At 37.3% G+C, this 15555-nt stretch carries 12 protein-coding genes; 8 read left to right on the top strand and 4 right to left on the bottom strand.

The features are described from left to right. Positions 1 to 10: 10 nt before the first annotated feature. The 6 genes from ACJJVM_RS14335 (at position 11) to purB (ending at position 6775) form a co-directional block, all read left to right on the top strand. On the top strand, positions 11 to 952 hold the full coding sequence (locus tag ACJJVM_RS14335) for a hypothetical protein (protein WP_405212084.1): 942 nt from the start codon (positions 11 to 13) through the stop codon (positions 950 to 952). Then, the gene (locus ACJJVM_RS14330) at positions 945 to 1751 is read left to right on the top strand and encodes a DUF4129 domain-containing protein (RefSeq protein WP_405212082.1); all 807 of its coding nucleotides are present in this window, start codon (positions 945 to 947) and stop codon (positions 1749 to 1751) included. Before ACJJVM_RS14335 ends, ACJJVM_RS14330 begins: the two co-directional genes overlap by 8 nt. Next, entirely contained in the window at positions 1748 to 2965 is a 1218-nt protein-coding gene (locus ACJJVM_RS14325; RefSeq protein WP_405212081.1) for a DUF4350 domain-containing protein, read from the top strand. The genes ACJJVM_RS14330 and ACJJVM_RS14325 overlap by 4 nt, the downstream gene beginning before the upstream one ends. Continuing rightward, positions 2965 to 4011, top strand: a complete 1047-nt coding sequence (locus ACJJVM_RS14320) for an AAA family ATPase (protein ID WP_405212080.1) — start codon at positions 2965 to 2967, stop codon at positions 4009 to 4011. The genes ACJJVM_RS14325 and ACJJVM_RS14320 overlap by 1 nt, the downstream gene beginning before the upstream one ends. 8 nt (positions 4012 to 4019) lie before the next feature. Further along, positions 4020 to 5354 (top strand): DUF58 domain-containing protein, encoded by a 1335-nt coding sequence (locus ACJJVM_RS14315; RefSeq protein ID WP_375253045.1) that lies wholly within the window; start codon positions 4020 to 4022, stop codon positions 5352 to 5354. A gap of 77 nt (positions 5355 to 5431) precedes the next feature. Beyond that, on the top strand, positions 5432 to 6775 hold the full coding sequence (gene purB, locus ACJJVM_RS14310) for an adenylosuccinate lyase (RefSeq protein ID WP_298348690.1): 1344 nt from the start codon (positions 5432 to 5434) through the stop codon (positions 6773 to 6775). Between the two features lie 85 nt (positions 6776 to 6860). On the opposite strand, the gene ACJJVM_RS14305 is transcribed toward purB, so the two are convergent. The 4 genes from ACJJVM_RS14305 to ACJJVM_RS14290 form a co-directional block, all read right to left on the bottom strand. Then, positions 6861 to 8510 carry a hypothetical protein gene (locus tag ACJJVM_RS14305; protein ID WP_405212079.1) on the bottom strand — a complete coding sequence of 550 codons (1650 nt, stop codon included), beginning with the start codon at positions 8508 to 8510 and terminating at the stop codon, positions 6861 to 6863. Between the two features lie 154 nt (positions 8511 to 8664). Next, positions 8665 to 10011 carry a GntP family permease gene (locus ACJJVM_RS14300; protein ID WP_405212078.1) on the bottom strand — a complete coding sequence of 449 codons (1347 nt, stop codon included), beginning with the start codon at positions 10009 to 10011 and terminating at the stop codon, positions 8665 to 8667. A 3-nt stretch (positions 10012 to 10014) separates the two neighbouring features. Next, positions 10015 to 10515, bottom strand: a complete 501-nt coding sequence (locus tag ACJJVM_RS14295) for a gluconokinase (RefSeq protein WP_405212077.1) — start codon at positions 10513 to 10515, stop codon at positions 10015 to 10017. Next, a complete protein-coding gene (locus ACJJVM_RS14290; RefSeq protein WP_405212076.1) occupies positions 10515 to 11417 on the bottom strand; it encodes a DUF72 domain-containing protein in 903 nt (300 codons plus the stop codon). Before ACJJVM_RS14290 ends, ACJJVM_RS14295 begins: the two co-directional genes overlap by 1 nt. A 176-nt stretch (positions 11418 to 11593) precedes the next feature. Between ACJJVM_RS14290 and ACJJVM_RS14285 the strand changes: the two genes are divergently transcribed. Together ACJJVM_RS14285 and ACJJVM_RS14280 are read left to right on the top strand one after the other, a co-directional pair. After that, the gene (locus tag ACJJVM_RS14285; RefSeq protein ID WP_405212074.1) at positions 11594 to 12349 is read left to right on the top strand and encodes an outer membrane lipoprotein-sorting protein; all 756 of its coding nucleotides are present in this window, start codon (positions 11594 to 11596) and stop codon (positions 12347 to 12349) included. An 85-nt stretch (positions 12350 to 12434) separates the two neighbouring features. Further along, positions 12435 to 15521, top strand: a complete 3087-nt coding sequence (locus tag ACJJVM_RS14280) for a WD40/YVTN/BNR-like repeat-containing protein (RefSeq protein ID WP_405212073.1) — start codon at positions 12435 to 12437, stop codon at positions 15519 to 15521. Positions 15522 to 15555: the final 34 nt, after the last annotated feature.

The following is a 15555-nucleotide window of genomic DNA, read 5'->3' as shown; positions in this document are numbered from 1 at the left end:
AATTATAAGAATGAGTATAAAGAAATACGTTGAGTTTAGAAAAAAACGTGAACTAGGTGATGTTATAAGTGACACATTTAAGTTCTTAAGGACTAATGCAAAACCACTTTTTAAAGTACTTGTACGCACTTGTATTATTCCGTTTATTCTACTCATCGTAGCAATAGGTTTTTATACAAACGAGTCTTCTGGGGCAAACTTAATAGCAGCACTAAGTACTGAGAGTGATATAATAGGTTTTGTTCTAGCCGGTTGTGGTCTTGCTATAGCTGGTATTATCTACAACTCTATGTTATATGGCAGTACTTCTGAATATATAAAAGCATATGTTGCAAGTGGTGAGGCACCTGAGACAGATGCTATCGTAGAGACTATAAAAAAGAAAACCGGAAACTTTCTTGCTCTAGGTTTTGTAAACCTCATTATCGTACTTGGAGTTGCACTTATTCCTGCAGGTATTGGAGGATTTTTAATCGCCTCTGGATCTAATGCAATGGGCGTTATCTTATTATTACTTTTGTTTTTCCCACTGTTATATATTTATACAAAGCTTATGGTTATTTTTCCTGCAATGGTAAATAAAGAGCTTACCGTTGTGGCCTCATTAAAAGAAAGCTGGAGACTTGTAAAAGATGAGTGGTGGATGACCTTTATCACCGTTATTATAATGGCATTTTTAATAGGTATTATAGGTTTTGTCTTTCAGATACCTGTATTAATTTATACCATTATCAAAACATTTGCGGCTGTAGATGCTGGATCTATGAGTGACCCCGCTGCTTTATATGACACCGTCTCTATAACCCTACAAACCCTTGCATCTGCTATGAATTATATATTATACTTAATCCTTGCTATTGCTATAAACCTGATTTACTTTAACCTTAATGAGCGCAAAGACCAGTCTGGAAGCTTAGATCAAATAGACAGTATAGGTCGCACTAATGCATAGACAACTCTTTCTTATTACCTTTTTCTTTATTTCGCTTTGCGCGAAAGCAACCGTCGTACAACAAAATGAAGATGAGACAACCGCCGAAGAAATAGCTATAGAAGAAATAAATAGGCCAGAACAAGTTTATAATGACCCTAGAGGCGTCATAATCTATGATGAAGATAAAGTTACATCCTTTACCATAGATGAAGCTACATTAAGGGACTATCAAAACGACGATGAGTTTAATTACAAAGAAGCCATTCCAGAAGATACCTGGTGGACTCGCTTTAAACAAAAACTCAATGATATTTATAGCAGCTTTATAAGATGGCTCACTGGTGGTGATGAAGCATCTGGAGTATGGAGGTTTGTGGTAGAGATACTTCCCTACCTATTTATGTTTGGGCTCTTCGCCTTATTTGTCTATGTATTTACGAAGATAGATAGTGGTTCTCTATTAATGGAAAATGTAAAAGCTCCCGAAGCCTTAATCTCAGATGATGAAGAACTCATACAGCGCCAAGACCTAAATGAGCTTATAGACGAAGCCATAAAAGATGGTAATTACAGACTCGCTGTGCGGTTTTATTATTTATTTATCCTTCAGCAATTGAGTACAAAAGACCTTATAGACTGGCAAGTTCAAAAGACTAACCACGACTATATCTTTGAGATTCAAAACACGCAGCTTCAGGGTGATTTTAGAAAAGTCACAGATATTTACGATTATATCTGGTACGGTAATTTTGAGGTAGATAAGACCGCTTTCGCGAAAGCGGAAACCCATTTTAAATCTATAAAAAATCAGTTATGAGTAATAAATATAAGGTCTTAGCCGGTGTGCTGCTCCTTGCTCTTGCTCTGGTGATTTATATGGAGTCTGGGGAGAAAGATGAAGTAAACTGGTTTCAGAGTTATTCTAAAACAGATAAAATACCTTACGGTACGTACGTACTGCACGACCTGCTCTCAAACAGTCGTACCCAAGATAATTTTAAGGAGGTGAGACAACCACCTTATGAGTTTCTTGATGATAGTACGACGGTCTCTGGCACCTATTTATTTATAAATCAATACATACTTTTTGACGAAGCCGAGTCAAAAAAACTACTCTCGTGGGTAAGTAAAGGTAACACGCTATTTATAGGCTCAAGAGGTATAGGCGAAACTATACTAGATACACTTAATTTAAGCACAGATTTATTTTATGATCTGGATAATCTAGAACGTAAGCCTCTTGTAAACTTGGTCAATCCTGCACTACATCGTGAGCGCCCATTTTACCTAGATAGAGAAACTACAGTAGGTTACTTTGACCAAGTAGATACACTCGCTACAGTAGCCTTAGGAGAGTTTAGCCTTATGGTAGATAAAGACACGCTGCATATGGAGGAGCCTCGAGTAAATTTTGTCAAGCAGTCCTTTGGCGATGGAGAGATTCTCATACACTTAATGCCAGAAGTATTTACAAATTACTTTGTTTTAAAAGAAAACAATTATAAATACACTCAGAACGTACTTTCATACATAGATCAAGAGAAAGATCTTTTATGGGATAATCATCATAAAAATGGTAAGACCGTTTATTCTAGTCCGTTGTATATTTTCTTAAGAAATAGATATTTAAAATGGGCATACTACATCTTACTTATCGGTACGGTGCTCTGGGTAATCTTTGAAGGAAGACGCAAGCAACGTGCAATACCTATTGTAAAACCATTACCTAACCAGACGCTTACTTTTACAAAAACTATTGCTGGTATGTACTTTGATAAAAAAGACCATAAGAGCATAGCCCTTCATCAAATTAATCACTTTCTAGAATTTGTACGAAGTACTTATAATCTAGATACCAATTTTATAAACGATGAGTTTATAAAAAAACTGGCGCTGAAGAGTGATAATACTCTTGAAGAAACGAGATTACTCATTAATTACATAGTATCCTTACGCTCTAGACAAGCACTTACTCAAGAGGAACTTTTAGAACTCAACAAACGCATTGAAGCATTTAAAAAACAAAACTAATGGACGATATCACACCACAAGATTCTGAGCACACTACAGATGGACTTCCACAAGAAAACGTACCACAAGATGAAGGTATGGCTTTTGAGAATCGTATACCCCTAGAAGAATTACGCACTGCTGTAGAGGCAATACGAGCAGAGCTAGGTAAAATTATTATAGGTCAGCACGAGTTTATAGAGCTTCTTATTGTGGCATTGCTTAGTGACGGTCACGTGCTCATAGAAGGTGTTCCTGGTATTGCAAAAACGGTAACAGCAAAGCTATTTGCCAGAACACTTGATACCGCCTTTGGACGTATACAATTTACACCAGATCTTATGCCTAGTGATGTACTAGGTACCTCTATACTCAATATGAAAACTAGTGAGTTTGAGTTTAAGCAAGGGCCTATATTTTCAAATATTGTACTTATAGATGAGATTAACCGTGCTCCTGCAAAAACGCAAGCAGCCCTCTTTGAGGTGATGGAAGAACGCCAGGTTACTATAGATGGTACAAAATATAAGATGGACCCACCATTTATGGTACTAGCAACACAAAATCCTGTTGAGCAAGAAGGGACGTATGCGCTTCCAGAAGCACAACTAGATCGTTTCTTATTTAAAATAAAAGTAGACTACCCTACCCTTGAGCAAGAGGTTGCCATCTTACAGAGTCATCACGACCGTAAGGGAGGGGCACCACAAGCTGCTATTGCATCTGTACTTGATCCTGCAAAACTTGCTGCCTTTAGAAAACAAGCACAAGAGGTGATTATAGAAGAGAAGATTCTTAACTATGTGGCAGAGATTGTTGTAAAATCACGTACACACCCTCATTTATACTTAGGTGGTTCTCCTAGAGCATCACTAGCTATTATGAATGCGTCAAAAGCATTTGCTGCAATCGCTGGACGAGACTTTGTTATTCCAGAAGATGTAAAACGTGCTGTAGTACCAGTAATGAGACACCGTCTTATTATGGCTCCTGAGCGTGAGATGGAGGGAATGACTACAGAGCAAGTGATAGATATGATTGTACAATCTGTTGAAATACCTCGATAGCATTGGCTATTATTAGATTCATAAAGGGATTATTTTTACACCAGCGCCTATTTTATGGGCTGGCAGTACTAGCTTTGCTATACCTTCTCTCCTACTGGTTTCACGGTCTTTTTGGAATTACAAACATTTTATTATTGGTGTTTTTGCTTGTGGTATTTATAGATACCCTAGTCCTCTTTCGCGGAAGCGGAAAAATTAAAGCAACACGTGCGCTTCCAGAAAAGTTTTCTAATAGTGACGTTAATGAACTTAAGGTCACACTAGAAAATAAATATCCATTTTCCGTATCTCTTGATATTATAGATGAGATCCCAGTGCAGTTTCAAAAGCGAGACTTTAGTAAGCATATTGAGATACCAGCCAGGGAGTCTAGTTCATTTAGCTATACATTACGACCTACAGAGCGTGGAGAGTACGTTTTTGGACATCTTAATTTATACGCTAGCACAAAACTAAAATTAGTAAGAAGACGTTACCGCTTTGAGAAAGACCAGATGGTAAAAGTATATCCCTCTTTTATCCAGATGAAGAAATATGCCTTTCTCGCACTAGACAATAGACTCACCTTACACGGTATGAAAAAAATACGCCGTATAGGTCACACTATGGAGTTTGAGCAGATTAAAGATTACGTACCTGGTGATGACGCTCGTACTATAAACTGGAAGGCGACGGCAAAGAGAGGTAGCCTTATGGTCAATCAGTTTCAAGATGAAAAGTCACAACCCGTTTATGCATTAATAGATGCCAGCCGGGTGATGAAAATGCCTTTTAAAGGACTTACCCTACTAGATTATGCCATAAACAGTACGCTTGCGTTTTCTAACATTGCGCTTAAAAAGAAGGACAAGGTAGGTATGCTCACCTTTGCCGAAGAGGTGAAAAATCACCTCCCTGCTAGTAGCAAGAAAACCCATCTACAAACCATACTAGAGGTACTTTATAATATAAACACTAAGTTTTTAGATAGTGACTATGGTGGTTTATATAATCAAGTAAAACGTAAGATCACACAGCGTAGTTTATTATTACTATACACAAATTTTGAACATATTACTGCGCTAGAGCGACAGTTACCTTATTTAAAAGCGCTTTCGCGAAAGCATATTCTCGTCGTTATTTTCTTTCAGAATACAGAGTTAGATCAACTTATTACAAAACCCGCAACCTCCTTACCTGATGTCTATCATAAGACTATTGCTCAAAAAGCAGATTATGATAAAAAAGTAATGGTAGCACGTCTAGAACAATATGGAATACAAACCATATTAACAAAACCAGATGATCTCACCGTAAATACGATTAATAAATATCTAGAGATTAAAGCACGAGGTATATTATAATACTGTGATTTATCTCTCATAATTCGTTCAGACAAAGTCTAATTTTTATATTTGTCCCTTAACTAAACCCACAACAAATGTCGTTGTCACCACTTCAAGCCATCTCACCTATAGATGGTAGATATGCTTCAAAAACTGAAGCCTTAGTTCCCTTCTTTTCTGAAGCTGCTTTAATAAAATATAGAGTAAAAGTAGAGATAGAGTATTTTATAGCTCTTTGTGAGTTACCACTACCGCAACTTACAGGTGTAAATAAAAATATCTTTACAGATTTACGTGATATCTACCAGAACTTTACAATAGAAGATGCGCAAGCTATAAAGGATATAGAGAAGATAACAAACCACGATGTAAAAGCGGTTGAGTACTTTATAAAAGAAAAATTTGACGCTCTTGAGCTGTCAGAGTTTAAAGAGTTTATACACTTTGGACTTACTTCTCAAGATATAAACAACACTGCAATTCCTTTATCACTTAAGGATGCGATGAACCAATCTTACATCCCACAACTACTGGAAGTTGTAGATCATTTACGCCAGCTAGTAGATGAGTGGGAAAATGTACCATTACTGGCGCGCACGCACGGGCAACCAGCCTCTCCTACTCGCTTAGGGAAAGAAATACAAGTCTTTGTAGTACGTATAGAAGAGCAACTTAACTTACTTAATGATATCCCGAGTGCAGCAAAATTTGGTGGAGCTACAGGTAACTTTAATGCACACAAAGTAGCATACCCACATATAGACTGGAAAGCTTTTGGACAATCTTTTGTGCACGATACACTTAAGATGCAACACTCATTCCCTACTACTCAAATTGAGCACTACGACCATATGGCGGCACTCTTTGATGGTTTAAAGCGTATTAACACCATTCTAATAGATCTTGACCGTGACTTCTGGACATACGTCTCTATGGATTACTTTAAGCAAAAAATTAAAGCCGGTGAGGTAGGATCTAGTGCAATGCCACACAAAGTAAACCCTATTGATTTTGAAAACAGTGAGGGTAACTTAGGCATTGCAAATGCAATCTTTGAACATCTTTCTGCAAAATTACCAATCTCTAGATTACAACGTGACCTTACTGATAGTACGGTTTTACGTAATATAGGTGTACCATTAGGACACACGCTTATAGGTTTACAGTCTACGGTAAAAGGTTTAAATAAGCTCCTTATAAACGAAGCAAAAATTGCTGCAGATCTTGAAAATAACTGGGCGGTAGTTGCAGAGGCAATACAGACCATTTTAAGACGTGAGGGCTATCCTAATCCTTATGAGGCGCTTAAAGAGCTCACACGTGTAAACAGTAAAATCACACAACAATCTATGGCAGAGTTTGTAGATACCCTTGATGTAAGTTTAGATATCAAGAATGAGCTTAAAGCCATTACACCTCAAAATTATACAGGTATATAGCTTAAGAACGCTTTCGCGAAAGCGTGACATATATTAAAAACAAAAGGCTAGGTTTATTCCTAGCCTTTTGTTTTTAAATATATAATTACTTTATTATTTGATTCTTTTTATAAGATCTAGGCTTTTTTAATTTTAGCCTTTGAGTAATTTCTTCATTCTCTTGGCTAAGATCTATTGTCCATAAATCATTGTTATTATTTACAAATATTTCTCCCTGACTATTATTTGTAATCGTATTATTGTCGAACGTCATTTGACTTGTGTAAACGCCGTAACTGCCACCGATTATTATTTTATCTCTTCCAGCTAGCTTATTATTTATAAAACTCCAACTTCCATTTCCATAAGCATTTACTGTACTCTCTAAACGTTTGTCAAAAGTGCAGTTTTGGATAGTAATAGTATTATTATCTAATCTAGTTACCTTGCTACTTGCTGTAAGAGCATTACCTATTGGTTTTATAGAAGGATTAGAATCATCTATAATAAAAGAACAATTATCATAAGCAATGTTATTCTTTATATTACCTAAAGTTTTTAAATAAGAGTTATTGATTGATTTAATTTTATTTGTTTCTAAATCGTAAGGCAATAAAAATCTACAATTCCTAAAACTTCCATCTACTGAATTAATTAGATTTTTAACAGATAACGTACTATTAGTTACAGAGAACCGAATAGATCTCACTAAAAAATTTGATGAAACCAAACTATCAACGGTAAGCGAACTATATAATGGATTGCCATTATCACTTTCTGTGTAGTCTAAAGTTTGAATAATACTGTTCTTAATAGTCACGTGCCGTTCTCTTCCCTTAATCGCAGACATAGACCTAACGGGCTCTAATTGGATATACCGTAAATCTAAATCTTTCATTGCAATACTAGGGCTAAAACAACTGATCTCTAAGTCTCCTCTCTGTCCATAATTAATAGCTCCTTTTATGGAGCCGTTAAAACTTCTTTCTGTAATATTCTGAATTACAACATCATTTACTAAGACATTTGATGATGAGAAATTAATACCTGCGCCTATTTTGTCTATAATTTCTAAGTCTCTCAAAATTATTGCATTAATTTTACTTGACACATTTTTACTAGCCGCCCAAGACCATCCGTGTGCCTGCTCCCAAGTGTATAATGTAGCAGGACTTTTAGTCAGTGATCTACCATTTTTGTCGATAGAAAAGTTTGATAATTCTATTTCATTAATATTATTAGAATTATTTAAGTAGTGGTAAAATATCTTAGTATATCTACCTATACGTTGTGTTTTACCATCTATTTCTCTAAAAATTGTTTTATTCTTACCAGCACCTACTAGTCTAAAGTTCTGGTTATTTTTGTTCATATTAATTCGAAGAGAAGTATTTCCAGTGATGCTATTACGATCACCTATTAGATAAATTCCTTCATCTACATATAGAGTTTTATCGAGATTAATAGCCGCATCTATAGCATTTTGTAAATACTTAATATTATCTGTACCATAACTGCCTAAAACATTTACCACATCTTTGGACGCCTTATTCGCAATTTTAACCTTATTACTATCTATTACCGAAATTATCGTACTCACTAAATGTTCCGCATTTTTTCCCGCAAATGCGATACTTACAGATTTACCTATATCTAAATTTGTAAAACTTGCTGTAGGTGAAGATAAGATATCACCTTTTAAAGAAAAATCTGAAAGTTGTAACGCATCCCCTTTGGCTCCGTAATTTTCAGCCATAATGTACGACTGCGATTTGTCATCACTACCAATTACTGAAATTGGCCTATTATTCCCGACTTTATTCACGTCAACACTTAGTAATTGTGTGTTTCCACAAGAATTAAAAATTAAACAAAATAAAATTATTATCATTCTAATCATAAGTAAGATATTATACTATAAACCAAAGCACTGTAGACACCACAAGCCCAACAATAGCAATAAGTGAGGTCATTACCGTCCACGATTTAAAGGTTTCTTTTTCTGTAAGGCCAAGGTACTGTTTTACAAGCCAGAAGCCGCTATCATTCACGTGAGAAAAGATACTCGCACCAGAAGCTATGGCTATTACAAGCACAGCTAGTTGTGGTGCACTAGTCTCAGAGAGACCTAACAGTGGCGCGGTTATACCGGCAGCGGTAATCATTGCAACGGTGGCACTCCCTTGTAAAACACGGACAATAGCTGCGACTATAAAGCCAAAAATTACAGGAGGAAAGATATCACTGCTCAAACTTTCTGCTATCATTTTACCGGCTCCAGTATCTATTAATATTTGTTTAAAAGCTCCGCCGGCACCCGTAAGTAATATAATAACTCCTGCTGGGTATAGTGATTTTGTAGATATATCTAATAATTCACTTTTAGAAAATCCTTTCTTTATTCCTAAAAAGTACCAAGCAACTAGATTTGCAATAATAAGCGCAACAAAAGGGTGTCCCAGAAGATCTGCCCCATATATAAGCCAAGCTGGTAACTCCCCTTCTGCAAATAACGGACTATTAAGTACGGTGTTACATACTATTAAAAATATAGGGATTGCTATGATGAGTAATATGGTTCCAGCACTAGGAGCGTTATCTGGGACTTTCATCTCAGAAACCATATCTTCTGGTGTCTCGATATGCATTCTTTTTGATAAATACTTTGCAAGCATAGGCCCAGCAATTATAGCAGAAGGTATACCGGCTATAAAACCAAAAACAATTACATAACCTAAATCTGCCCCTAAAATTTCGGCGACGGCTATGGGGCCTGGTGTAGGTGGTATAAATGTATGTGTGATGGCAAGTCCTGCAAGTAAGGGTATAGCATACAACAGTAATGACTTCCCTGTTTTCTTTTGTAATGCATAGATGATGGGGATAAGTATAATAAATGCTACATCAAAAAACACAGGTATCGCCACAAAGAAACCTGTAAGCATTACTGCCCAAGGAGATTTTTCTATTCCAAACTTACTTAACAAAGATGCTGCGAGCCTTTGAGCACCACCAGAACGTTCTAGTATGGCCCCAAATAAAGCTCCTAGACCTACCACAGTGGCAACAAAACCAAGGGTTCCGCCCATTCCATTCTTTACAGAATCTAGTATAGACGATGGTTGCATTCCAGCAATAACTCCTACGGCAATACACGTGATAAGCAATGCAAGGAAGGCTTGCATTTTTAATTTTAAAATAAGAAATAGTAATATTGAGATGCCTATTATAACAGCAAAGAGTAGTTGGTAATCCATAAATTATGCTTCTATTTCTTTTAAAATGTCTGTAAGTATTTGATCTGTACTTTGGGCAACAGATACTTTTATGCCGTATGACGGAACTTCAAGTGTATCAAATTGTGATTGTAATAATGAGGGATTAAAAAAGTGATTTTGCCTTGATGCAAGTCGCTTGCTTATAGTCTCAAAACTCGCATCAAGATAGACAAAGTTTTGTTTTGCTTTCGCGAAAGCGTTATCACTATACAACCGCTCCCTATACACCTCCTTGAGAGCAGAGCACGCTAGAACCGCACCTTCTGCCTGTGACCAGGTATTTATTTTAATTGCTAGCATATCCAGCCACGGCCACCTATCACTATCTTGTAAAGGTTTTCCAGAAGCCATTTTATCAATATTTACTTGTGGGTGAAAATCGTCGGCATCATAAAATGGTAGGTCTAGAGTTGCCGCAAGTTTTTTACCAATAGTGGTTTTACCACACCCAGAAACGCCCATAACTATATATACTACACTCATTAAAAAAGAGTATTTGCCGCACTACTTGCACTTTGTGGTACGCGTAGATTAATCCCTAATGCAGGGTTGAGTCGCTCTATAAAATAGGCAGAAAGTAAGGTGGACTCTTGCTCGATGTTTTGATGTATAAAAAAATGAATTTTACGTAAGCCAAGACTCACCCAGTACGTAAGCCGCTCTACCCAGGCATCTAGTCGTGCATAATCACTAGGATGGTTTGCCCCTACATAACGTATAAAAGCCTCTCCATTTGTTAACCTCATATGCATAATATCTCGCCTTCCAGCAGTGTCTACCAGAACATTTGCCATATTATGCTCTTCTAGAAGGGAATATAATCGCTCTGCAGTATCTGGGTTATTAAACCAGTCTGTATGCCTAAACTCTAACGCGATGGGAAGCGCTTCTGGCCAGTGGTTTACAAAATTATCTACACGGTCAAAATCTTTGGGTTGAAAGTTATTGTGCATCTGTAAGAACACGGTGCCTAGCTTTTCTTTGAGCATCGCCACGTGATCTACATACTCTGGGATAAAATCTTGAGCATCTATAAGTCTTTTACGGTGACTTATCATATTTGTGATTTTCGGGAAGAATTTAAATCCCTCTGGCGCTTTATTATACCACTTTTCAAACTGCTCTTTTGGGAACAGCCTGTAAAATGTAGCGTTGAGCTCTATACTATTAAACTGCTTTGCATAATACGAAAGTTCGTCTTTAGTACCTCTGGGGTAAAAACCTTTGAGCTCTGCTTTATTCCATTTTGCACAACCTACATAGACTTCTAGATTTTTGTTTTGCGCTTTCGCGAAAGCGTCCTCAATCACACCTCTAGTTGCAGGGTGATCTGGAGGTAAGGTGAAATCAATTAACTCTGGTTGCTCTACTGCGCCAAATTTCATACTCTTAAATCTTTATAATATGTTCTTCACAATGACTAAAAATTTATCATATCTAAAGAACTACGGGTTTAAAGATAACGTAAGTACACAAAAGAAGATATTTTATTAAATAACTTGTAACATTATGCGATCTTAATAGTCTTATGTGCAAACAAGAATCATTAACACAACATCATATGAAAACTATCAAATTATTACTAGTTGCCGTAATTGTAAGCTTCGCAACAATGGCACAGGCTCAAACAGCCGAAGAAATCATTGCAAACTATTTTGAAAACACAGGCGGAATGGATGCCTGGAATTCTCTGGAAGCTCTAAAATTTGAAGGAGCGATAAAAGTTCAAGGTATGGAATTACCGATGACTATGATACAAACTAAAGCTGGAAAGCAGTTATCTGTTGCAGAATTTCAAGGTATGAAGTTCTACCAAGGCGTTTTTGATGGAGAAACAATGTGGGGTACAAACCAGATGACAATGGCTGCTGAAAAGAGTGATGCAGAGACTACTGCAAATGCAAAGCTAGAGATGAATGACTTTGGTGATCCATTTTTAAACTATGCAGATAAAGGGTATACTGTAGAACTTTTAGGTAACGAGACTATTGAAGGGACAGAAACTTATAAAATAAAACTTACAAAAGAACCTACAATGGTAGATGGTGCAGAAGTACCTACCGTAGCATACTATTATTTTGATATGGACAACTTTGTACCTATTGTAATAGAACAAGATCTAGTTTCTGGTCCTGGTAAAGGAATGACAGGACAGACTAAGTTAAGTGACTATCAAGAAGCTGGCGGAATATATTTTCCTTTCTCTATTGTAGCTGGTGCAAAAGGGCAACCTGGAGGACAAGAGATTGTAATTAAATCTGTTGAAATTAATCCCGAAGTATCTGATGAGATGTTTGCTTTTCCAGAAGGAAAATAAAAAACATATATAACATAATCCCCAAGACTACTTGGGGATTTTTTTATCGCATTTTTTAAGAAAATATCAATCCAAACCAACCCATATGAAAACTAAACACATCCTCCTAGGTCTGTGTATTGCTGCACTAAGCATACCTACCCAGGCACAAGAAATTGCCCTCAAGGGTAAAGAACTCTTTGGCGACATTACCGCTAGACAGATAGGACCCGCGCTTATGTCTGGTCGTATTATAGATATGGAAGTTCACCCTACTAATGCTCAAATAATATACACCGGTACCGCAGGTGGTGGTGTATGGAAATCTCAAGATGGAGGTGCTAGCTACGCTCCTATTTTTGATGACCACATACAGTCTATAGGTCAAGTGGCTATAGACCCTACAGATCCAGATCAAACGGTATGGGTAGGTACAGGAGAAATATGGACCCGTAACTCAGTCTCTGTAGGAGATGGACTATACCGCACAAAAGATGGAGGTAGCAACTGGCAAAAAATACCAGGTTTTGATAACAGTGAGCGCATCTCTGGTATTGAGATAGACCCTAATGATGGTAATACAGTGTATGTAGGTGTAATGGGTGCTTTATGGAGCGATAGTGATGATCGTGGTGTTTACAAAACAACAGATGGCGGTAAGACTTGGGAAAAAGTTCTTTATATAAATAATACAACAGGTGTTGCAGATCTTATTATGGATCCTAGCAACTCAAACATACTCTATGCATCTATGTGGGAGTTTAGACGTACGGCTTGGGATTTCAACTCTGGCGGTGTTAACTCTGGCCTGCATAAATCTACAGATGGAGGTAAGACCTGGAAAAAAATACACAATGGTTTTCCAAAAGGTAAATTGGGACGTATAGGCGTTGCAGTATCACCTAGTGAGCCTAGCATTGTTTATGCGGTGATTGAGTCTGAACAAGAAAAAGATAAAGGACTATACAGATCTGAAGATGGCGGAGCAAACTGGAAACGTACTAATGGAGACTTCTCACTTACTGTGCGCCCGTTTTACTTTTCAAGAATAGTAGTAGATCCAAAAAATCCTGATGTAGTAGTAAAAGGTGGACTTAGTGGTTCAATATCTCGTGATGGTGGTAATACCTTCAAACCTCTGGGTAATATGCACTCAGACATACACGATATTGTTTTTGACATAAACAATTCTGATATGATGCACGTGGGTACAGATGGTGGCGTATATCGCTCTTGGAATGGTGGTACAACAATGGAAATAGTATCTAACCTTCCTTTATCTCAATTTTATCACATCTCTGTAGATAATGCAGAGCCTTATAATATTTACGGTGGTTTACAAGACAATGGTTCTTGGTACGGCCCATCTTCTTCTCCAGGTGGGATTGAAGCTAGAGACTGGACACGTGTAGGCGTAGGTGATGGTTTTAGAGTACTACCCCACCCTACAAAGGACATCTTATATTCTGAGATGCAAGGTGCAGATAATGTGTGGCGTTATGATATGAAGCGCAACTACACAAAAAATGTAAAACCACTACCTGCAAAGGGTAGCGCAGATCTACGCTTTAACTGGAACCCTCCTATGGCAACAAGTACACACCAGCCAGATCGCTTTTATATGGGGAGCCAGTTCTTACACGTGAGTGAAGATATGGGTGACACCTGGAAGGTTATCTCTCCAGATCTTACCACAAACGACCCAAAGAAACAAGAAAAAAACTCTGGCGGACTCTCTGCAGATAACTCGGGAGCAGAAACACACACCACGATATTTACCATTGCAGAATCACCTATAAATGAAAAAGTTATATGGGTAGGTACAGATGATGGTAATGTGCAAATAACACGCGACGGTGGTGCAAACTGGATAAATGTCGTTGCAAATGTACCTGGCCTACCGGCAAATACTTGGGTTTACCACATAGAAGCATCTGTGCACGGTGCCGGAACTGCATATGCAGTTTTTGAAGGACACGCAAGAGGTGATATGAAACCTTATGTATATAAAACTACAGATTATGGTAAAAGCTGGAAAAGTATCACAACAGATGATATTACAATGTTTGCCCGCAACATTCAAGAAGATTATGAAAATGAAAATCTACTCTTTTTGGGAGCAGAAAACGGTCTATATATTACTGTAGATGGAGGTCTTAATTGGTCAAAATTTACAAATAACTTTCCAGCAACCGCTGTTCACTTTCTTGATTTACAAAAACAGACTAATGACCTTGTTGCTGGTACTCACGGACGTGGTGTTATTATCATAGATGACATAAGTATCTTAAGAGATATAAAGCCAGAAATACTAGATAAGAATGTACACTTTTTTGATACTAAGCCAGGTACAATGGTAGAAGAAGGCGGTTTTGGCGGCGGAAGCACAGAACTAGAGTTTGTAGGCCCTAACCCTGGAAATGCTCTCAAAATCAAATACTATCTAAAGAAGAGACACACCTTTGGTAAAATGACGCTTGCCATACAAGATATGGAAGGCAATGAGATAACAACGCTTGCGCCAGGTAAATCAAAAGGAATAAATATTGTCTCTTGGAACTATGCAAGCAAGTCACCTAAGCTTGCCGCGGCAAAGACATTTGCCTTTGGAGGGTTTACTCCAGTAAGAGTACAAGCAGGAATGTATAAAGCGGTCCTTAAAAAAGGTAAGGACACGTATGAAACAACCTTTGAAGTAAAGAATGACCCAAAATCATTTATTACAGCACCAGAAAGAAAGGAGCAATATAAAACTTCAAAACAACTTTTTGATATTCAAGAAGACCTAGCCTATATGGTGTATCAAACTAACTTGATGGTAAACAGTGCTCAAGATGCCATAGAGGCAAATGCAAAAGCAACAAAGGTTGCACAACCACTCATAGATGATCTCAATGAGCTTAAAAACACACTCGTAGTTACCACAGGTGACAACTACGTAGGTACTGCCCCACCACAACTTAGAGAAAAGCTAAGCACACTGTACAGTGATGTTGCTTCAAACTACGAGGCACCTAGTGCTGCTCAAAAGGAGAATATAAACTTACTACTAGAACGATTTAATACTGCAAAAGCAGACTTTGAAAAGATTAAATCAAAACGCCTAGTGAAGTTTGAAAAATACTTAGAAAAGCAAGAAATGAAACCTATTACCTTTGATACTAAAGAAGCCTTTTTAGACAGCAAAGAGTAAACGATAATCACTCATAAAAAATCCCGATGTGCAA

The organism is Dokdonia sp. Asnod2-E02 (assembly GCF_045063915.1).
Classification (GTDB): domain Bacteria; phylum Bacteroidota; class Bacteroidia; order Flavobacteriales; family Flavobacteriaceae; genus Dokdonia.
Note: the sequence above shows the minus strand (reverse complement) of the source record. Positions and strands in the feature narration are given on the sequence as shown.

Bases quoted from the DNA above. Each gene is read 5' to 3' on its own strand.
- ACJJVM_RS14335 (WP_405212084.1), top strand. From the start codon at position 11: ATGAGTATAAAGAAATACGTTGAGTTTAGAAAAAAACGTGAACTAGGT.
- ACJJVM_RS14280 (WP_405212073.1), top strand. From the start codon at position 12,435: ATGAAAACTAAACACATCCTCCTAGGTCTGTGTATTGCTGCACTAAGC.
- purB (WP_298348690.1), top strand. From the start codon at position 5,432: ATGTCGTTGTCACCACTTCAAGCCATCTCACCTATAGATGGTAGATAT.
- ACJJVM_RS14295 (WP_405212077.1), bottom strand. From the start codon at position 10,515: ATGAGTGTAGTATATATAGTTATGGGCGTTTCTGGGTGTGGTAAAACC.
- ACJJVM_RS14305 (WP_405212079.1), bottom strand. From the start codon at position 8,510: ATGGCTGAAAATTACGGAGCCAAAGGGGATGCGTTACAACTTTCAGAT.
- ACJJVM_RS14325 (WP_405212081.1), top strand. From the start codon at position 1,748: ATGAGTAATAAATATAAGGTCTTAGCCGGTGTGCTGCTCCTTGCTCTT.
- ACJJVM_RS14300 (WP_405212078.1), bottom strand. From the start codon at position 10,011: ATGGATTACCAACTACTCTTTGCTGTTATAATAGGCATCTCAATATTA.
- ACJJVM_RS14330 (WP_405212082.1), top strand. From the start codon at position 945: ATGCATAGACAACTCTTTCTTATTACCTTTTTCTTTATTTCGCTTTGC.
- ACJJVM_RS14320 (WP_405212080.1), top strand. From the start codon at position 2,965: ATGGACGATATCACACCACAAGATTCTGAGCACACTACAGATGGACTT.
- ACJJVM_RS14285 (WP_405212074.1), top strand. From the start codon at position 11,594: ATGAAAACTATCAAATTATTACTAGTTGCCGTAATTGTAAGCTTCGCA.
- ACJJVM_RS14290 (WP_405212076.1), bottom strand. From the start codon at position 11,417: ATGAAATTTGGCGCAGTAGAGCAACCAGAGTTAATTGATTTCACCTTA.